This is a genomic window from Serratia sp. CY32780, from assembly GCF_052169135.1.
Lineage (GTDB): Bacteria > Pseudomonadota > Gammaproteobacteria > Enterobacterales > Enterobacteriaceae > Serratia > Serratia sarumanii.
Genome location: NZ_JBJNLI010000004.1, coordinates 174892 through 194188, shown reverse-complemented (window position 1 = coordinate 194188; position 19297 = coordinate 174892). Strand labels below are relative to the sequence as shown.

Here is a 19297-nt window from a genome sequence, read left to right as displayed (position 1 = left end):
GGATCAGCATAATCGCTGCAATGGGGTGGTGACAGAACCACAAATTGGATATTGTTATGGTTACAGTTGTGCAAAATGTAAACTGTACCCATTGCCTGGAGAGAAACTGTGACCCTGCTCGATGAAACCCCGGATACCCGTTACCTGCAGCTGGCGGATACGCTGGCCGAGGCCATTCGCCGCGGCACGCTGCTGCCCGGCGACCGCTTGCCTTCGGTGCGGCGCTGTGCGCAAACCCATCGCGTCAGTATTAATACTGTGGTGTCGGCTTACCGCACGCTGGAGGATCGCGGGCTGATCGAAGCGCGGCCGCAATCGGGGTTTTATGTCCGCAGCACGCTGCCGGCGCTGAAGATGGCCTCGGCGCCCAGCGGCCGCATCGAGCCGCCGGCGGACGACGTGCTGGCGCTGATCGATACTGTGTTCGCCGCCCAGCAGAATCCGGCCTTCACCAACATTGCGCTGGCCTGCCCGCAGACCAGCGATTTTTATCCCGGCGGCAAGCTGGGGCGCATGCTGTCCTCTCAGCTGCGCCGTCAACCGGATCTGATCGGACAGTATTCGTTGCCGCCCGGCAGCCTGCGGCTGCGTCAGCAGATCGCCCGCCGTTCGATGACGCTGGGCATGCTGCTGGAGCCGGGCGACGTGGTGCTGACCCACGGCTGCATGGAGGCGTTGCAGCTGGCGCTGCGCGTCACCACCAAACCGGGCGACTGCGTCGGGCTGGAGTCACCGACCTACTTCTACCTGCTGCCGCTGCTGGCCAGCCTGGGGCTGAAAGCGCTGGAAATCCCCACCGATCCGCAGCTGGGGCTGTCGCTGGACGCGCTGGAGCTGCTATTGAACGAGAAACGGCTGAACGCGGTGATTGCCATGCCCACGGTGCAAAACCCGCTGGGCTGCACCATGCCGCTGGCGGCGAAAAAGCGGCTGGCTCGGCTGATGAACGATCATCAGGTGCCGTTGATTGAAGACGGGCTGTATGCCGAGATTCAGTTCGGCGGCGCGCTGTCGCCGGCGGTGAAGGCGTTCGATCGCGACGGCTGGGTGCTGTTTTGCTCCAGCTTCACCAAAACGCTGGCGCCGGATTTTCGCGTCGGCTGGATCTGCGGCGGCCGCTTTCACGAGGCGTTGCGCAAGCTGAAGGCGGTGTCGTCGATGTCCGAGTCGCAGCTGCTGTCGGAAACGCTGGCGACCTTCCTGGAGAGCGGCGGTTACGATCACCATTTGCGCAACCTGCGCAAGCGCTATGCGGCGCAGGTAGACGAGGCGCGGGCGCTGATCGCCCGGCATTTCCCGCGCGGCACGCTGGCCACGCAGCCGGCGGGCGGCTTCGTGTTTTGGGTTGAGTTCCCCCCCAACGTGGACAGCGTAGCGCTGTTCCACCAACTGCTGGAAGAGCAGATCTGTTTGACGCCGGGCACCCTGTATTCCCCCAGCGGGCGCTACCGCAACGCGCTGCGGCTCTCCTGTTGCTACCCGTTCAACGCGCGCTACACCCAGGCGTTGGCCCGGCTCGGCGCCAGAGCCTGCGAGATGAGCGGCCTGCCGCCCGGCATTGCGCAGGACGGGTAACGGCGCGCGCCTTTTGCTACAATGCCGGTATCATTGATTAGCGTGCCATTTTGGGCACAACGGGCCAGAGACCATGAAAGAGAAAGAAAAGGCAGAGATCAAGCGCCTGAGCGACCTGCTGGACGCCTTGAACCACAAAGACGCCACCGTGATCCAACAGGGCAACCCTGAGTTGATTGCGCAGCACACCAAAGAGAAAGAGAAGCTGGCGACGGAGATCGAGCGCCTGAAAAACGTGCGCGGCGAGAAGCTGAGCGCCGAAGCGCAGAAGCTGAGCAAGCTGCCGTTCAGCCGCGAAATCACCAAGAAAGAGCAGGCCGACATGGGCGCGCTGAAGAAAAGCGCGCGCGGGCTGATCGTGGTGCATCCGATGACCGCGCTGGGCCGCGAGATGGGCCTGAAAGCGGTCACCGGTTACGCCAAGAAAGCGTTCTGAACCCCCGGGCGTCAGACCTTGGTGGTGAAATACGCCTTGGTCTGATAGGGCACGGTGACCGTGTCCTGGCCCCGTAGCTCCTCTTCTTCCGCCACCAGCTGGCGCAATTGATCGATAACCTGCTCCTGTTGCGGCTGCGGCAGCGCGGCGATAAAGCTGGTTGAACGCACCCGGTTGTAGATCACGTCCTCCATCGCGCCGCGGTGGCTCAACATAAAGACCTGCTCCTGCAGCGGTTCAAAGCCTTTGAACGGGAAGAACTTGCGCCATTCGCCGGTATAGAAACGCGGCGCATCGCCTTCGTGGCGATCGACGATCTGATTCAGTTTACGCACCCAGCCGACGCGCGCATCGCGCATGTTCCACACCAGACCGAGTTTGCCGCCGGGTTTGAGAATGCGCCGGATCTCCGCCAGCGCCTGCGGCGTGGCGAACCAGTGGAAGGATTGGGCGCACACTACCGCATCGACCGACTCGTCCGGCAACGGGATCGCCTCGGCGGTGCCCGCCAGCGTTTTCACCTGCGGCAGCGCCGCCGACAGTTTTTCCAGCATTTGCGGCACCGGTTCGACGGCGATCGCCTGAGCGCCGGTTTCCAGCAGGCGCGGGGTGAACTTGCCGGTGCCGGCGCCGAGATCGATGACCGTCATGCCGGCGTGCAGGCCGATAGTCTCGCGCAGCCAAGCGGCGATTTCCGGCGGATAATCCGGCCGGCCTTTCATATAGCGATCGGCATTGGCCTGATAGCCCTCGGCGGCGGCGTGATGAATCGAATGGTTCGGGGTGGTCATTACCTGGCTCCTGGCTGAAAAACACGCGGCTACAGTATAGGCGGAAGAACAGGGTTAACGCGGCATTCGGCGCACGTTTTTCATCTTTTCCGCCCGCGCTTTCAACGGCCGAGCAGGCGGCGGTTGAAGTCCTCAAGGTGCCCTTCGGCAAGCCGCGTGAGCATGGTCTTGCTCCAGCTGGCGGAGAGGCCGGCGACCGCCAACAGGCGGCGATACTGTTCGGCGTCGAACGGCATATGCCAGGCGATGGCGATGGCTTCGGCCACCGACACGTCGCTGTTGCGCGCCGCCAGCGCCAGCGGACGATCGCCGCTGACCGCGCCCGGCGACACCACCCGATACAGCCAGCCGCAGCGGCCGCTTTGCTGCATCAGCACCGAAATGTCCTCGATGGCGAAGTGATAATTGAGCTTGAAGCACGGCGAACGAGGCTGGGTGACCTGGATCAGCGCCTCGCCCCAGCGGAAGATGTCGCCCATAAACACATTGTGTTCGGTCAGCCCTTCGGTGGAGATATTCTCGCCGAAGGCCGGGGCGCAAAATTGCTCGGCCTGCGCCGGAAACTGCGCGCGCCAGTGGGCGTAATGCTCGCGCGGGTAGTGGCACAGCGCGCGGTCCGGCCCGCCGTGATAGCTTTTTTCCGCCTGCTCGTCGCCTTCCAGGCCGAGCGGCGTGAGCCGGATGGCGCCATCCACCTGGCGTTTGGCGATGGCGCTGGGGCGCCCGCCTTCATAGGGTTGGATGCTGCCGATGTAAACGTCTGGGTGATGCATGTGCGCCTCCGTGTCTCGCGTCGAGGGCTCAGCATAGCCTGAGTTGCGCCGGGGGGACATAACAACCCGCCCGAAAATCCTCGGGCGGGCGGCGGGGCGTCAGAAGGTGGTCCAGTTCTCTTCCGCTGCGGCGTTGGCGGCCGCGGGTTTTACCGCCGGCGCTTTCGGCGCGGCGGCTTTCACGGCGGCGGGTTCGGTCTGCTCCGCCAAACGGAACACCGAGACGCTCTGCAGCAGCATGTCGGCCTGTTCTTCCAGCGAATCGGCGGCGGCGGCGGACTCTTCCACCAGCGCGGCGTTCTGCTGGGTGGTGTGGTCCATCTCGACGATCGCCTGGCCAATCTGGGCGATGCCACGCGTCTGCTCATCGGAAGCGGCGGCGATTTCAGCCATGATGTCGCGCACGTGGGTGACCGAGCGGACGATCTGTTCCATGGTGTTGCCGGTGCTTTCCACCAGCTCGGTGCCGGTTTTCACCCGGCTGACCGATTCGGCGATCAGCCCTTCGATCTCCTTGGCCGCCTGGGCGCTGCGGCTCGCCAGGCTGCGCACTTCGCTGGCGACCACCGAGAAGCCGCGGCCCTGTTCGCCGGCGCGTGCCGCTTCCACCGCGGCGTTGAGCGCCAGGATATTGGTTTGGAAGGCAATGCCGTTGATCAGGGTGGTAATTTCGGCGATGCGCTGCGAACTGCTGGAAATATCGCGCATGGTGCTGACCACGTTTTCCACCAGCTTGCCGCCCTGCTGCGCGGTCTGCGAGGCGTCGGTGGCCAGCTGATTGGCGTGATGGGCGTTGTCGGCGTTCTGTTTCACCGTGGCGGTCAGCTGTTCCATGCTGGCGGCGGTTTCCTCGACCGCCGCCGCCTGCTGTTCGGTGCGTGAGGAGAGGTCGGTGTTGCCGGCGGCAATTTCCGCCGAGGCGGTGGAGACCTGGCTGACCCCCATCTGGATCTTCTCAATCATGGTGCGCAGGTTTTGGCTCATCGCCGCCACCGCGTTCAGCAGCTGCCCCAGCTCGTCGCGCCGGGTGCTGGTCTGCGCCTGGCGCAGGTCGCCGCCGGCGATGCGTTCCGCCATGGCCAGCGTGCTGTGCAGCGGACGGGTGATCTGCAGGGTGATGCGCCAGGCGATAAGCACCCCGGCGATGATGGCGATCAGCGTGGTGATGCCCATCTGCAGCTGCGCCAGATTGATATCATTGTGGGTCTGCGCCAGCTCGTCCTGCATAAAGGCGTTCACCAGCATGCCGATCGCCTGCGCGCGTTCGCCGAGCCGCCGGCTGATCTGCTGCTCGTGCTCATAGGCAGGCAGGTAGGCCGCGATGCGGTTTTTGTAATCGTCCAGCGCGGCCAGCAGCGGTTGCAGCTGCGGGCGCTGCGCGTCGCTGACCCGGCGGCTCAAGGCACTGGCCGCGTCGCGCGCATCGTCGATGGCCGCCATCAGCGGGGCTTCGGTTTCCTTGTTCAGGCTCAGCAGCAGGCCGCGCGCGCCGTAGCGCACCTGGGTCAGCTTCTGGTTCAGCTGGATGAAGGCCAACTGCAGATCGCCGTTGGTCAGCTGGCGCTCCACCTGGCTCAGGCTGGCCTGCACTTCCGACATGTTCCAGCTCTGGCGCACCGCGTCTTTCGCCGTGACCGCCTGTTCAAACTCTTTTTGCTGCTGCTGATATTCCCCGATCAGCGTCACCAGACGCTGCAGATCCTTGCGGCTTTGGGCGTCCCAGTCCAGCGCCTGCCCGTGGTCTATCAGTTTGACGGCGTTTTCAATATTGGCGCGGTTGTTCTGAATATACTCCGGCCGGTAGGTCTGGCCGTACATGGCGCGGTTGTATTTGGCCTGGTTGATCTCTTCGTTCAGCCGGTTGCTGAAGTCGATGCGATCGGCGCGTGATTCGATGATATGCAGATATTGCGCCCCGGTGCCGGCGATGATGACCGCCAACAGCAGCAACAGTGCGAAGCCGAGACCGAGCTTTTTACCTACGGTGAGATGAGTGAACTTTCCTGCCAATGCTTGCAATGCCGCCATAGCGTTTTTTCCTTCTCCGGGCGAACGTCAATTGAACAAACCATCGGCAAGACGTGGTCAAACTTTAGCGGATTTCAGGCAAAAAAATACCCGCCGGTGGCGGGCATCTTCATCAACGGGGGCGAATTACTTCTTCGCGGCGAAGCGTGCGGCGGCTTCATCCCAGTTGACCACGTTCCAGAACGCCTTGATGTAGTCAGGACGTTTGTTCTGATATTTCAGGTAGTAAGCGTGTTCCCACACGTCCAGGCCGATGATTGGGAAACCGGAAGCGCCGGCGACCGCTTCGCCCATCAGCGGGCTGTCCTGGTTAGCGGTAGACACCACGGCCAGTTTGCCGTCTTTCAGCACCAGCCAGGCCCAACCGGAACCGAAGCGGGTGGCAGCGGCTTTCTCGAACTCTTCCTGGAATTTCTCAACGCTGCCGAAATCGCGCTCGATGGCCGCTTTCAGATCGCCGCCCAGCGTGGTGCCGGTTTTCAGGTTTTTCCAGAAGAAGCTGTGGTTGGCGTGGCCGCCGGCGTTGTTGCGCATGAAGGTGCGTTTGTCGGCAGGCACTTTATCCAGATCCTGGATCAGCTCTTCAACGCTGTATTTGGCCAGCTCAGGGTAGGCTTCCAGCACGGTGTTGGCGTTGTTGACGTAGGTCTGATGGTGTTTGGTGTGATGGATTTCCATCGTCTGCTTGTCGAAATGCGGTTCCAGTGCGTCGTAAGCGTACGGCAGGGATGGCAGTGAATAACTCATAATCATCATCTCCAGTGGTGTATGGGCGGCGCAAAGCGTGAGCACCGCGTAAGCAGTCGGATCATTATAGTTAATTAAATGATATTGAAAATGATTATCAATGCCCTGTGAACTGTGTGGTTAACGATCAAATCGCTGCGCTAACCTACTGATAGAAGAAGGGGCGGATGGCTGCGTGAAGCCGTCGCCCCGGCGCGCGGGTTACTCTCTATACTGTAGGGAGTGCCAACGCCGAAATGTATCGAAATGTGCCAAAGCGTTCACTGAATGAGCACGAGTGTGTAACAACCACAAGCACGCTGTGGTAATATGGCCGGCGTTCGTAGCAAGTATAACAACAGTGACATTCGCGTTTGCCGCGCTAGCGGGCAGGCGCTTTTGAACAATGTGACAATCGAGAGTAAAGGAGACCCCCATGCAGGTCAGCAGAAGGCAGTTCTTTAAGATCTGCGCTGGCGGTATGGCAGGAACGACGGTGGCCGCGCTGGGCTTTGCCCCCGAAGTGGCGTTGGCGGAAACCCGGCAGTACAAACTGCTGCGCGCCCGCGAGACCCGTAATACCTGTACGTATTGTTCCGTCGGCTGTGGGCTGTTGATGTACAGCCTTGGTGATGGCGCCAAAAACGCCAAAGAAAGCATTTTCCATATCGAAGGGGATCCGGATCATCCGGTAAACCGCGGCGCGCTTTGCCCGAAAGGCGCCGGCCTGGTTGACTTCATCCACAGCGAAAGCCGCCTCAAGTACCCGGAATACCGGGCGCCAGGATCGGACAAATGGCAACGCATCAGCTGGGACGACGCCTTTACCCGCATCGCCAAGCTGGTGAAAGAAGACCGCGACGCCAACTTCATCAAAACCAACGACCAGGGCGTTACCGTCAACCGTTGGCTGACCACCGGCATGCTGTGCGCCTCGGCCGCCAGCAACGAAACCGGTTTTCTGTCGCAAAAATTTAGTCGCGCTCTCGGCATGCTTGCCGTAGACAACCAGGCGCGTGTCTGACACGGACCAACGGTAGCAAGTCTTGCTCCAACATTTGGTCGCGGTGCGATGACCAACCACTGGGTTGATATCAAGAACGCGAATTTGATTATCGTCATGGGCGGTAATGCGGCGGAAGCGCATCCGGTGGGGTTCCGCTGGGCGATGGAAGCCAAAATACACAACAATGCCAAGCTGATCGTGATCGATCCGCGCTTTACCCGAACCGCATCGGTGGCGGACTTCTACACGCCGATCCGCTCCGGGACCGATATCGCTTTCCTGTCGGGCGTGTTGCTGTATCTGATGACCAACAACAAGTTCAACCGCGAGTACGTCGAGGCCTACACCAACGCCAGCCTGCTGGTGCGGGAAGATTTTGCCTTCGAAGACGGCTTGTTCAGCGGCTACGACGCGGAAAACCGCAAGTACGACAAAACCACCTGGAACTACCAGTTCGACGAGAACGGCTTCGCCAAGCGCGACGTCACGCTGCAGGATCCGCGCTGCGTGTGGAACATGCTGAAACAGCACGTGAGCCGCTACACGCCTGACGTGGTGACCAACATCTGCGGCACGCCGAAGGACGATTTCCTCAAGGTGTGCGAATACATCGCCGAAACCTGCGTCGCGGATAAAACCGCTTCGTTCCTGTACGCCCTGGGCTGGACTCAGCACTCGGTCGGCGCGCAGAACATCCGCACCATGGCGATGATCCAGCTGCTGCTCGGCAACATGGGCATGGCGGGCGGCGGCGTCAACGCGCTGCGCGGCCACTCCAACATTCAGGGTCTGACCGATCTCGGCCTGCTGTCGCAGAGCCTGCCGGGCTACCTGACGCTGCCGTCGGAGAAACAGACCGATCTCGATACCTACCTGAAGGCCAACACGCCGAAGGCGCTGCTGCCGGGCCAGGTGAACTACTGGGGCAACTACCCGAAATTCTTCGTCAGCATGATGAAGACCTTCTACGGCGACAAGGCGCAGAAGGACAACAGCTGGGGCTTTGACTGGTTGCCGAAGTGGGACAAAGGCTACGACGTGCTGCAGTACTTCGAGATGATGGCGCAGGGCAAGGTCAACGGCTACTTCTGCCAGGGCTTTAACCCGGTGGCGTCGTTCCCGAACAAAAACAAGGTGGTGGCTTCGCTGTCCAAGCTGAAGTTCCTGGTGACCATCGATCCGTTGAACACCGAGACCTCCAACTTCTGGCAGAACCACGGCGAGTTCAACGAGGTGGATCCTGCGCAGATCCAGACCGAAGTGTTCCGCCTGCCGTCTACCTGCTTCGCCGAAGAGAACGGCTCGATCGTCAACTCCGGCCGCTGGCTGCAGTGGCACTGGAAAGGCGCGGACGCCCCGGGCGAAGCGCTGAACGACGGCGAGATCCTGGCGGGCATCTTCAGCCGCCTGCGCGAGATGTATGCGCGCGACGGCGGTGCGGTGCCGGAACAGGTGCTGAACATGACCTGGGACTACCTGACGCCGGACAACCCGGCGCCGGAAGAGGTGGCGCAGGAAAACAACGGCAAGGCGCTGGCGGATCTGCTGGATGCTGACGGCAAGGTGCTGGTGAAAAAAGGCGAGCTGCTCAGCTCGTTCGCGCAGCTGCGCGACGACGGCACCACCGCCAGCGGCTGCTGGATCTTCGCCGGCAGCTGGACGCCGGCCGGCAACCAGATGGCGCGGCGCGACAACGCCGATCCGTCCGGCCTCGGCAATACGCTGGGCTGGGCCTGGGCATGGCCGCTCAACCGCCGCATCCTGTATAACCGCGCCTCGGCGGACCCGCAGGGAAAACCGTGGGATCCGAAACGCCAACTGCTGGAGTGGGACGGCGCCAAGTGGGTCGGGGCCGATATCCCGGACTACAGCACCGCCGCGCCGGGCAGCGACGTCGGGCCGTTCATCATGCAGCCGGAAGGCATGGGCCGCCTGTTCGCCACCGACAAGATGGCGGAAGGGCCGTTCCCTGAACACTACGAGCCGTTCGAAACGCCGCTCGGCACCAACCCGCTGCACCCGAACGTGGTGTCCAACCCGGCGGCGCGCGTGTTCAAGGACGATCTGGCGGCGATGGGCAAATCCGACAAGTTCCCGTACGTCGGCACCACCTATCGTCTGACCGAGCACTTCCACTACTGGACCAAGCACGCGCGGCTGAACGCCATCGCGCAGCCTGAGCAGTTTGTGGAGATCGGCGAGAAGCTGGCGGAGAAAAAAGGCATCAAGCACGGCGATACCGTGAAGGTCAGCTCCAACCGCGGCTACATCAAGGCCAAGGCGGTGGTGACCAAGCGTATTCGCACGCTGCAGGTGCACGGCCAGGAAGTCGACACCATCGGCATCCCGATCCACTGGGGTTACGAAGGGGTGGCGAAGAAAGGCTTTATCGCCAACACGCTGACGCCGTTCGTCGGCGACGCCAATACGCAGACGCCGGAGTTCAAGGCGTTCCTGGTCAACGTGGAAAAGGTGTAACGGAGACGAATTATGGCCATGCAATCTCAAGACATCATTCGTAAATCCGCCACCAATGGTTTCACGCCGGCGCCGCGCGCCCGTGACCACCAGGAAGAAGTGGCCAAACTGATCGATGTCACCACCTGTATCGGCTGCAAGGCCTGTCAGGTGGCCTGTTCCGAATGGAACGACATCCGCGACGAAGTGGGGCACAACGTCGGGGTGTACGATAACCCCGCCGATCTGACCGCCAAGTCGTGGACGGTGATGCGCTTCTCCGAGGTGGAGGAAAACGGCAAGCTGGAATGGCTGATCCGCAAGGATGGCTGCATGCACTGCGCCGATCCGGGCTGCCTGAAGGCCTGCCCGTCGGAAGGCGCGATCATTCAGTACGCCAACGGCATCGTCGACTTCCAGTCCGAGCACTGCATCGGCTGCGGCTACTGCATCGCCGGCTGCCCGTTCGACGTGCCGCGCATGAACAAGGACGACAACCGGGTGTACAAGTGCACCCTGTGTGTCGACCGCGTGGACGTCGGCCAGGAACCGGCCTGCGTGAAAACCTGCCCGACCGGCGCCATTCACTTCGGCACCAAGGAAGCGATGAAGCAGGTGGCGGCGGATCGCGTCAGCGAGCTGAACACCCGCGGCTACCAGAACGCCGGTCTGTACGATCCGGCGGGGGTGGGCGGCACGCACGTGATGTACGTGCTGCACCACGCCGACAAACCGCAGCTGTACCACGGTTTGCCGGACAACCCGAGCATCAGCCCGGCGGTGACCTTCTGGAAGGGCGTGTGGAAACCCCTGGCGGCCATCGGCTTTGCCGCCACCTTCGCGGCCAGCGTGTTCCACTATGTCGGCGTCGGGCCTAACCGCGTCGAAGATGAGGACGAGCACGACGAGTCGCACGACGAGGAGACGCGCAAATGAGAAAGGAAAAGCCCATTCAGCGTTACAGCGCACCGGAGCGCATCAACCACTGGATCGTGGCGTTCTGCTTTGTGTTCGCCGCCATCAGCGGGCTGGGGTTCTTCTTCCCCTCCTTCAACTGGCTGATGAACATCTTCGGGACGCCGCAGCTGGCGCGCATTCTGCACCCGTTTGTCGGGGTGATCATGTTTGCCGCGTTCCTGCTGATGTTCCTGCGCTACTGGAAGCATAACCTGATCAACCGGGAAGATATCGTCTGGGCCAAGAACATCCACAAAATCGCCATGAACGAGGAAGTGGGTGACACCGGGCGCTATAATTTCGGCCAGAAGTGCGTGTTCTGGGCGGCGATTATCAGCCTGGTGCTGCTGCTGGCCAGCGGCGTGGTGATCTGGCGGCCGTATTTTGCGCCGTCGTTCTCCATCCCGCTGATCCGCATCGCGCTGCTGGTGCATTCGCTGGCCGCGGTCGGCCTGATTATCGTGATTATGGTGCACATTTACGCCGCATTGTGGGTAAAAGGCACCATTACCGCGATGGTGGAAGGCTGGGTGCCGGCGGCCTGGGCCAAGAAACATCATCCGCGCTGGTACCGCGAGGTCCGCGAGAAACGACAGGAAGATAAACCCTGATGAGTATCCGCATCGTTCCTAAAGAGCAGTTAGGGGCACAGCGTGAGAAGTCCTCAACGGCGGAGAACATCCCGCCGTTACTTTTCGCCAACCTGAAAAGCCTGTACAGCCGCCGCGCCGATCGCCTGCGTCAGCTGGCTGTCGACAATCCGCTGGGCGACTATCTGAACTTCGCCGCCGAGCTGGCGCAGGCGCAGCAGCATGCGCTGCACGATAATCCGCTGCAGCTCGATCTTAGCGAAGCGCTGGCGCAGGGCGCCGCCAGCGGCAAACCGCCGCTCGATCTGAGCGTGTTCCCGCGCAGCGAGCACTGGCGCAAGCTGCTGGCGTCGCTGATCGCCGAGCTGCGCCCGCAGGCGCCGGAGCATATCCTGGCGGTGCTGGACAACCTGGAGAAAGCCTCGGCGCACGAGCTGGAGCTGATGGCCGACGCCTTGCTCAACCGCGAGTTCGGCAAGGTGGGCAGCGAGAAGGCGCCGTTCCTCTGGGCCGCGCTGTCGCTCTATTGGGCGCAGATGGCCAGCCTGATCCCCGGCAAGGCGCGCGCCGAATACGGCGAGCAGCGCCAGTTCTGCCCGGTGTGCGGCAGCATCCCGGTCTCCAGCATGGTGCACATCGGCACCGTCAACGGCCTGCGCTACCTGCACTGCAACCTGTGCGAAAGCGAATGGCACGTGGTGCGGGTGAAGTGCAGCAACTGCGAGCAGACCCGCGATCTCAACTACTGGTCGCTGGACAGCGAGCAGGCGGCGGTGAAGGCGGAAAGCTGCGGCGACTGCGGCACTTACCTGAAGATCCTGTATCAGGAAAAAGACCCGCAGGTCGAAGCGGTGGCCGACGATCTGGCTTCGCTGGTGCTGGACGCCCGCATGGAAGAAGAAGGTTTTGGCCGCAGCAGCATCAATCCGTTCCTGTTCCCGGCGGAGTAACCGCCCGGCCCCGTTCGCGCGGGGCCGGACCAGCAATTTCAGCACGGGCTTCTGGCATTCGCCCGGACGAGTTGCTACGTTTAGGCCATAACGCGCCAAGCGAAAGGAACCACGATGTTAAACACCCTGGCAAAACTGACCGCGGTCGCCGTGCTGGCGGTCGGACTGGCGGCCTGCGACAACAAAGACGACACCAAACCGGCGGTGCCGCCACCGGACACCAAGCCGACCGTGACGCAGCCCGCGCCACCGCCGCCGCCTGTGCCGGTAGAAACCCCGCCCGCGCCGCCGGGGCTGAACGTGTCGCTGCAGAAGGGCAAAATCACCTTCGAGCTGCCGCCGGGCTTTAGCGATCAAACGCTGAACAGCGGCATCATCAACGACAGCACCTCCACCATTCAGCGTTTTCTCGACGGCAAGTCGCGCCAGAGCGCGGTCTCTTCCGAAGTGATCCCGCCGGACGGCATGAAGCTCAACACCAGTGACAAAATGCTGAAAGAGCTGGCGCAGAGCGCCATCACGGTGCTGGCCGAGCGCTATCAGAATATCCAGACCACCAAAGAAGAGAACTTCAGCGTCGGCAAACAGAAGTTTCGCCGGGTGGATACCGAGCAGACCGTCAACGGGCAAAAGGTGGTCTCCACGCTGGTGTTGACGGTGTTCAACAAGCGGGTGGTGACGCTGCAAATGCTGTCGCCGGCCAAAACGCCGGAAGTGCATCAGGCGCTGGTGCAGCGAATTATCGATACCCTGGCGGTGAAGTAAGGGCGCCGCGCTGCGGCCAGGACGAAGCGGAGGAGACCGGATGAAGCTTATCGGCAGTTACACCAGCCCCTTTGTGCGCAAGATTTCCGTGATGCTGCTGGAAAAAGGGATCGCGTTCGAATTCGTCAACGATCCGCCGTATGAGCCCGGCAGCCGGGTGAAGGCGTTGAACCCGCTTGGCAAGGTGCCGGTGCTGATCGCCGATGACGGCGAGGTGTTTTACGACTCGCCGGTGGTGGCCGAATACCTCGAACTGCTGACGGTGGAGCCGGCGTTTTTGCCGGCCGAACGCGCCGCCGCGCTGCGCGTCCGCCAGGTGGCGGCGCTGGCGGACGGCGTGACCGAAGCGGCGGCGACCCTGTTTCGCGAAAGCCGGCGCGCGCCGGAAAAACAGGACGAAAACTGGATGCTGCGCCAGCGTGACAAACTGACGCACGGGTTGGATGCGCTGGAGGCGCTGGCGCGGGACAAAACGTGGCTCAATGCCGAGCGGCTGACGCTGGCGGATATCGCCACCGGCTGCGCGCTGGGCTACCTCAATTTCCGCCGCATCCTGCCCAACTGGTGCGTCGGGCGCCCGGCGCTGGTCAAGCTGGCCGAACGCCTGTTCGCCCGTGAAAGCTTCGCCCGCACCGCGCCGCCCTGAACGTTCTTTTCTCCCCGCCGCGGCGGGACTTTGCTATGCCGATACGTCTAAATTGAAAACCGAGCGACCATGAGCACTGAATCCCACCTTCTTTACAGCCAACTGCCCGCCATCGACCGCCTGCTGCGTGAACCCGCGATTGAACCGCTGGTGGCGCAGCATGGCCAGACGCTGATCGGCGAACTGCTGCGCCGGCTGCAGGCCCAGGCGCGCGACGCGATCGGGCAACAGCAACGTTTACCCGCCTGGTGCGGCGACTGGCCGCAGGCGCTGCGGGCCGAGCTGGCCCGGCAGCAACGCCCGGCTTTGCTGCCGGTGTTCAACCTCAGCGGCACCGTGCTGCACACCAACCTCGGGCGCGCCCTGCTGGCGCAGCCGGTGAAGGAGGCGGTGAGCGCGGTGATGGGGGAGGCGGTGACGCTGGAGTACGATCTCGACGGCGCCGGGCGCGGCCATCGCGATCGGGCGGTGGCGGATCTGCTGTGCCGGCTGACCGGCGCGGAGGACGCCTGCATCGTCAATAACAACGCGGCGGCGGTGCTGCTGATGCTGGCGGCGATCGCCCCCGGCAAAGAGGTGGTGGTGTCGCGCGGCGAGCTGGTGGAGATCGGCGGCGCATTCCGCATACCCGACGTGATGCGCCAGGCCGGCTGCCAACTGGTGGAGGTCGGCACCACCAACCGCACCCATCTGAAAGATTACCGCCAGGCCATCAACGAACAGACCGGCCTGTTGATGAAAGTGCACACCAGCAACTACAGCATTCAGGGCTTTACCGCGGCGGTCGACGAGGCTGAACTGGCGCAGCTCGGAGCCGAACAGGGCGTGCCGACCGCCACCGATCTGGGCAGCGGCTCGCTGATCGACATGGCGCAGTACGGCCTGCCCGCCGAACCGATGCCGCAGCGGCTGCTGGCCGCCGGCGTCGACTTGGTGACGTTCTCCGGCGATAAGCTGCTGGGCGGCCCGCAGGCCGGGATCATCGTCGGCAAAAAGGCGTTGATCGCCCGCCTGCAGCAGCATCCGCTCAAGCGCGCGCTGCGCGTCGGCAAGCTGACGCTGGCGGCCCTGGAGGCCACGCTGCGGCTCTATCTGCAGCCGGAAAAACTGGCTAAGCAGCTGCCGACGCTGCGGCTGCTGACCCGCCCGCAGCAGGAGATGCAACAGGCGGCCGAACGGCTGCTGGCGGCGCTGGCACCGCGGTTCACCGCCGATTTCGAGCTGCGCGCCGAACCGTGCTGGTCGCAAATTGGCAGCGGTTCGCTGCCGGTGGATCGCCTGCCCAGCTATGCGCTGACCTTCACGCCGCGCGACGGCCGCGGCGCCACGCTGGAGGCGTTGGCCGAACGCTGGCGCCGCCTGCCGCAGCCGGTGATCGGCCGCCTCGGTGACGGCCGGCTGTGGCTGGATCTGCGCTGTCTGGAACAGGAAGGGGCGCTGATCGACGCGCTGAGCGCCTCATGATCATCGCCACCGCCGGCCATGTCGATCATGGCAAAACCACCCTGCTGCAGGCGATCTCCGGGATCAACGCGGATCGCCTGCCGGAAGAGAAGCGCCGCGGCATGACCATCGATCTGGGTTACGCCTACTGGCCGCAGCCGGACGGCCGGGTGCTGGGCTTTATCGACGTGCCCGGCCACGAGAAATTCCTCGCCAACATGCTGGCGGGCGTCGGCGGCATCGACCATGCGTTGCTGGTGGTGGCCTGCGACGACGGCGTGATGGCGCAAACCCGCGAACATCTGGCGATCCTGCGCCTGAGCGGGCGCCCGGCGCTGACGGTGGCGCTGACCAAGGCCGACCGGGTGGACGCGGCGCGTGTCGGCGAGGTACGCCGCCAGGTGCGCGACGAACTGGCGCGCCAGGGCTGGCCCGATGCACCGCTGTTTGTTACCGCGGCGGCGGCGGGAGAGGGTATCGAGGCGCTGCGCGCGCATTTGCTGGCGCTGCCCTCCGGCGAGCACGCGCTGACGCGCCGTTTTCGCCTGGCGGTAGACCGTGCGTTCAGCGTCAAAGGGGCGGGGCTGGTGGTGACCGGCACCGCGCTCGGCGGCCGGGTGCAGGTGGGAGATACGCTGTGGCTGACCGGCGCCGACGCGCCGGTGCGGGTGCGCGGCCTGCACGCCCAAAATCAGGCTGTGGAACAGGCCCAGGCCGGGCAACGCATCGCGTTGAACATCAGCGGCGATGTCGATAAAGACCGTGTCGCGCGCGGCGACTGGCTGCTGGTGCAGCGTCCGCCTGAGGCGGCGGAACGCATTCTGGTGGCGCTGGAAGCGGATCGGCCGATCCGCCATTGGCAGCCGCTGCACCTGCACCATGCCGCCAGCCACATCACCGGGCGCATTTCGCTGCTGAACGACGGGCTGGCGGAATTGATCCTCGATCGCCCGCTGTGGCTGGCGGAGAACGATCGGCTGGTGCTGCGCGATATCGGCGCACGGCAAACGCTGGGCGCGGCCCGGGTGCTCAGGCTGAGCGCGCCCAAGCGCGGCAAGCGCCAGCCGGACTACCTGGCATGGCTGCAGGCCCTGGCGAACGCGCAGGACGATGCGCAGGTGCTGACGCTTGAGCTGCCACACGGCGCGCTGTCTCTGACGGCGTTCGCCTGGGCGCGTCAGTTGACCGACGACGGCCTGGCGGCACTGCTGGCGAACCGCGATCTGCTGATCGTCGGTGACCGGGCGCTGGCGCAGGATCAGGTGCAACAGGCGGAAAGTCGGCTGCTGCAGGTGCTGGCGGAGTACCACCAACAGCACGCCGACCAGCTGGGCTTAGGGCGCGCCCGTCTGCGGCGCATGGCCCTGCCCCAGCAGCCGGAAACGCTGGTGTTTATGATGATCGATCGGCTGCTGAAGGCCGGCGCACTGCGCAATACGCGCGGCTGGCTGCACCTGCCGGAACACGGTCTGGCGTTCAGCGCCGAAGAGGCGCCGCTCTGGGCGCGCATCGAACCGCTGTTCGGCGACGAGCCGTGGTGGGTGCGCGATCTGGCGAGCGAACTGGGCGAGGAGGAGAGCCGGGTGCGGGCGCTGCTGCGCAAGGCGGCCCAGCTGGGCCATGTGACAGCGGTGGTGGTGGATCGCTATTACCTCAGCCGACGCATCGATCAGTTCGCGGCGCTGATCCGCGAGCTGGATGCTGAGCGGGGCGGCGCCAACGCCGCCGACTTCCGCGATCGGCTCGGCGTCGGGCGCAAGCTGGCGATCCAGGTGCTGGAGTTCTTCGATCGCAGCGGCTTTACCCGCCGCAAGGGTAACGAGCATCTGCTGCGCGACGGTGGGTTGTTCGGCAACTGATTGCGTGTTTTTTGTTCTCTGATGGCGGTATAATCAGCTTTAATCACTTTGATTGATATTGATTGTACTGAGGAGCAAGACGATGAATACGAAAGTCATCACCGCTCATGTCCCGCTGCCTTTGGCTGAAAAGGTGGATGAAATGGCCGCCAAACTTGAACGCTCACGGGGATGGATAGTGAAGCAAGCCCTCACCGCCTGGCTCGAGCAAGAGGAAGAGCGCCGTCGGTTAACGCTGGCGGCGCTGGCCGATGTCGAACAGCAAAACGTTATCGATCATGAATCGGTAGAAGCCTGGGCTGCCAGCCTGGACAGTGACGATCCGCTGCCGGTACCGCGCTGATGGAGTTAAAATGGACGAGTAAGGCGCTATCGGATTTGGCGCGTTTGTTTGAGTTTCTTGCCTTGGCTAACCGTACTGCGGCAGCGAATTCGGTGAAGGCCTTGGTCGCCGCGCCTAAAGCGTTGCTTGATAATCCTCGCCTGGGTGAAAGACTGGACGAGTTTTTACCGCAGGAAGTGAGGCGTATTCTGGTCGGCCGTTATGAGATACGTTACCAGGTGCAGCCGGCAACGATTTATGTTCTGCGTATTTGGCATACCCGCGAAGAGCGATAGGCCGAATTCCCCTACCCGATAAATCTGACGGCGGCCCGGCTGACGTCGGGCGTCTGGGCGGTCAGAAACGCCTGTAAGCGTTCGATCAGCGGCCGTTTCGCCGATTCTTCCGGCCAAACCAGATAGTAACCGTCGCCGGTACGCACGGCGGCGTCACAGGGCAGCGCCAATAACCCCTCCTCAATCGTCCGCAGGCTCAGCGCCAGATCGCCGATCGAGACGCCGTGCCCGGCGATGGCCGCCGTGTTGCCCTGTTCCAGCGAATCAAATACCTGGCCGCGCGTGAGATCGATCGGGGCCGCGATGCCGCTTTTTTGCAGCCAGCGCCGCCAGTCGCGCCGATCGGGAGAAGGGTGGATCAGCGGACAGGCGGCGAGATCGCGCTGCCCGTCGGCGAGCAGTGCAGGGGCGCAAATCGGGATCAGCCATTCGTCGAACAGCTTGGCGGCGGCGGTGTTGGCGCCGAAGTGGCCGTTGCCGAGCAGGATGGCGCAGTCGTAGGGTTCGCTGAAAAAATCCACGCTGTCGATGTCCATCCAGACGCTGGCTGCCTGCACCTCGAACGCCTGCGCCGTTTGCCGGAACCGGCTCAGGCAGTCCAGCAGCCAGCGCAGGGTCAGCGTGGAGGGCGCCTTCAGCCGCAGCAGATCGCGGTGGCTTCTGAACAGCTCGCAGGCTTGCTCGATGCGGCCAAACCCTTGCTGCAGCTCGGCGGCGAAGATTTTCCCCTGCGGCGTGACCTCGATGCGCGGGCCGTTGCGCTGGAACAGTCGACAGCCGAAGTGCTGCTCCAGCGTTTTGATGTGCTTGCTGACGGCGCTCGGGGTGAGATGCAGCTCCTCGGCGGCCAGCGTGAACGAGCCGGTGCGGGCGGCGCTTTCGAAGGCGCGCAGGGCGTAAAGCGGCGGAAGGGAACTGGCCATCGCGGCGTCTCTAATAATGAGTCTGATTCACAGTAAACGACAGGATTACTCCTTTTTCAAGGCGGGGGCGGCGGCAGGATAATGGCGCGAAGCCAACTGACTGAATGTGAGTGAAATAAAGATGAACCTGTCGTTGCTGGCGGCGTATTTCGCCGCCATTTTCTTGCTGATCGCCACGCCGGGGCCGGTGGTGGCGATGGTGGCCAACACCGCGGCGCGCTTTGGTGCCCGGCGCGCGCTGTTGACTGCGCTGGGCAGCAACGGGGCCTCCTTGTTGCTGATCGGCATCGCCGCGCTGATTATCACCGGGCTGTTCGCGGTGGATATGCGCTTGCTGCAGTGGATAGGCCTGCTGGGTTGCCTGTTTATCGGCCGTATGGCGATCGTCTCGCTGTATGAGGATTTATCCGCGCGAACCCCGGATGCGCAGCCCGTTGCGCCGCCGCAAAAACGCTCGGCGATCCTGACCGGTTTTCTGGTGGGCATCGCCAACCCCAAAGACATTATCTTCTTCGTCGCTTTTTTCCCGCAGTTTATCGCCGTCACCCCCTCGATCGGCGCCAGCCTGACGCTGTTGACTGCACTGTGGGTGCTGGCGGACTTCGCCATCTTGCTGGCCTATATCACCCTGCTGTCGGGAACGGCGCTGCAGCGCGCGCGGCGGGCGATCTCTGTCCTGTCGGCGTTGCTGCTGTTGGGGGTGGCGGTGGTGGGAGCGGGGTATGCGCTGTGGGGTCTGCTCGGCTGAAGCCGC

General features: G+C 63.3%; 18 protein-coding genes. 13 read left to right on the top strand and 5 right to left on the bottom strand.

All coding sequences use genetic code 11. The features are described from left to right. Positions 1–108: 108 nt before the first annotated feature. Positions 109–1575 carry an aminotransferase-like domain-containing protein gene (locus tag ACJ8HH_RS18665; RefSeq protein ID WP_033636555.1) on the top strand — a complete coding sequence of 489 codons (1467 nt, stop codon included), beginning with the start codon at positions 109–111 and terminating at the stop codon, positions 1573–1575. Between the two features lie 73 nt (positions 1576–1648). Further along, the gene (locus tag ACJ8HH_RS18660; protein WP_004933989.1) at positions 1649–2011 is read left to right on the top strand and encodes a YibL family ribosome-associated protein; all 363 of its coding nucleotides are present in this window, start codon (positions 1649–1651) and stop codon (positions 2009–2011) included. 11 nt (positions 2012–2022) lie between these two features. Here the strand turns inward: ACJ8HH_RS18660 and ACJ8HH_RS18655 are convergent, their stop codons facing one another. The 4 genes from ACJ8HH_RS18655 to sodA form a co-directional block, all read right to left on the bottom strand. Next, complete coding sequence (locus tag ACJ8HH_RS18655) at positions 2023–2802, bottom strand: class I SAM-dependent methyltransferase (protein ID WP_033649536.1); 780 nt, start codon at positions 2800–2802, stop codon at positions 2023–2025. Positions 2803–2903: 101 nt separating this feature from the next. Next, positions 2904–3575 carry a 6-hydroxyaminopurine reductase gene (yiiM, locus tag ACJ8HH_RS18650; RefSeq protein ID WP_033649535.1) on the bottom strand — a complete coding sequence of 224 codons (672 nt, stop codon included), beginning with the start codon at positions 3573–3575 and terminating at the stop codon, positions 2904–2906. A gap of 99 nt (positions 3576–3674) precedes the next feature. Continuing rightward, complete coding sequence (locus ACJ8HH_RS18645; protein WP_033649534.1) at positions 3675–5603, bottom strand: methyl-accepting chemotaxis protein; 1929 nt, start codon at positions 5601–5603, stop codon at positions 3675–3677. Positions 5604–5729: 126 nt separating this feature from the next. Next, positions 5730–6350, bottom strand: coding sequence for a superoxide dismutase [Mn] (sodA, locus tag ACJ8HH_RS18640; protein WP_004934003.1), 621 nt, complete (start codon positions 6348–6350; stop codon positions 5730–5732). 415 nt (positions 6351–6765) lie between these two features. Here sodA and fdnG point away from each other — a divergent pair, with 415 nt between their 5' ends. From fdnG to ACJ8HH_RS18590, 10 genes are all read left to right on the top strand, one after another. Next, positions 6766–9813 carry a formate dehydrogenase-N subunit alpha gene (gene fdnG / locus ACJ8HH_RS18635; RefSeq protein WP_197766302.1) on the top strand — a complete coding sequence of 1016 codons (3048 nt, stop codon included), beginning with the start codon at positions 6766–6768 and terminating at the stop codon, positions 9811–9813. 12 nt (positions 9814–9825) lie between these two features. After that, positions 9826–10728: a formate dehydrogenase subunit beta gene (fdxH, locus tag ACJ8HH_RS18630; RefSeq protein WP_004934014.1), complete on the top strand. Its 903-nt coding sequence runs from the start codon at positions 9826–9828 to the stop codon at positions 10726–10728. After that, positions 10725–11360 carry a formate dehydrogenase cytochrome b556 subunit gene (gene fdoI, locus ACJ8HH_RS18625; protein ID WP_004934017.1) on the top strand — a complete coding sequence of 212 codons (636 nt, stop codon included), beginning with the start codon at positions 10725–10727 and terminating at the stop codon, positions 11358–11360. The genes fdxH and fdoI overlap by 4 nt, the downstream gene beginning before the upstream one ends. After that, positions 11360–12289: a formate dehydrogenase accessory protein FdhE gene (fdhE, locus tag ACJ8HH_RS18620; protein ID WP_033649531.1), complete on the top strand. Its 930-nt coding sequence runs from the start codon at positions 11360–11362 to the stop codon at positions 12287–12289. Before fdoI ends, fdhE begins: the two co-directional genes overlap by 1 nt. 114 nt (positions 12290–12403) lie before the next feature. Beyond that, positions 12404–13054 (top strand): DcrB-related protein, encoded by a 651-nt coding sequence (locus ACJ8HH_RS18615; RefSeq protein ID WP_085286586.1) that lies wholly within the window; start codon positions 12404–12406, stop codon positions 13052–13054. A gap of 40 nt (positions 13055–13094) precedes the next feature. Further along, a complete protein-coding gene (locus tag ACJ8HH_RS18610) occupies positions 13095–13700 on the top strand; it encodes a glutathione S-transferase (protein WP_060452988.1) in 606 nt (201 codons plus the stop codon). Positions 13701–13769: 69 nt separating this feature from the next. Further along, positions 13770–15164: an L-seryl-tRNA(Sec) selenium transferase gene (gene selA / locus ACJ8HH_RS18605; RefSeq protein ID WP_085286585.1), complete on the top strand. Its 1395-nt coding sequence runs from the start codon at positions 13770–13772 to the stop codon at positions 15162–15164. After that, positions 15161–17002 (top strand): selenocysteine-specific translation elongation factor, encoded by a 1842-nt coding sequence (gene selB, locus ACJ8HH_RS18600; RefSeq protein WP_197766301.1) that lies wholly within the window; start codon positions 15161–15163, stop codon positions 17000–17002. The genes selA and selB overlap by 4 nt, the downstream gene beginning before the upstream one ends. 82 nt (positions 17003–17084) lie before the next feature. After that, on the top strand, positions 17085–17345 hold the full coding sequence (locus ACJ8HH_RS18595; RefSeq protein WP_033649526.1) for a CopG family ribbon-helix-helix protein: 261 nt from the start codon (positions 17085–17087) through the stop codon (positions 17343–17345). Then, complete coding sequence (locus ACJ8HH_RS18590; protein WP_033636570.1) at positions 17345–17620, top strand: type II toxin-antitoxin system RelE/ParE family toxin; 276 nt, start codon at positions 17345–17347, stop codon at positions 17618–17620. Before ACJ8HH_RS18595 ends, ACJ8HH_RS18590 begins: the two co-directional genes overlap by 1 nt. Positions 17621–17631: 11 nt before the next feature. On the opposite strand, the gene ACJ8HH_RS18585 is transcribed toward ACJ8HH_RS18590, so the two are convergent. Beyond that, positions 17632–18543: a LysR family transcriptional regulator gene (locus ACJ8HH_RS18585; protein ID WP_033636572.1), complete on the bottom strand. Its 912-nt coding sequence runs from the start codon at positions 18541–18543 to the stop codon at positions 17632–17634. 121 nt (positions 18544–18664) lie between these two features. On the opposite strand from ACJ8HH_RS18585, the gene ACJ8HH_RS18580 reads away from it, so the two are divergent. Continuing rightward, positions 18665–19291 carry a LysE family translocator gene (locus ACJ8HH_RS18580; RefSeq protein WP_043148290.1) on the top strand — a complete coding sequence of 209 codons (627 nt, stop codon included), beginning with the start codon at positions 18665–18667 and terminating at the stop codon, positions 19289–19291. The last annotated feature ends 6 nt before the right edge of the window (positions 19292–19297 follow it).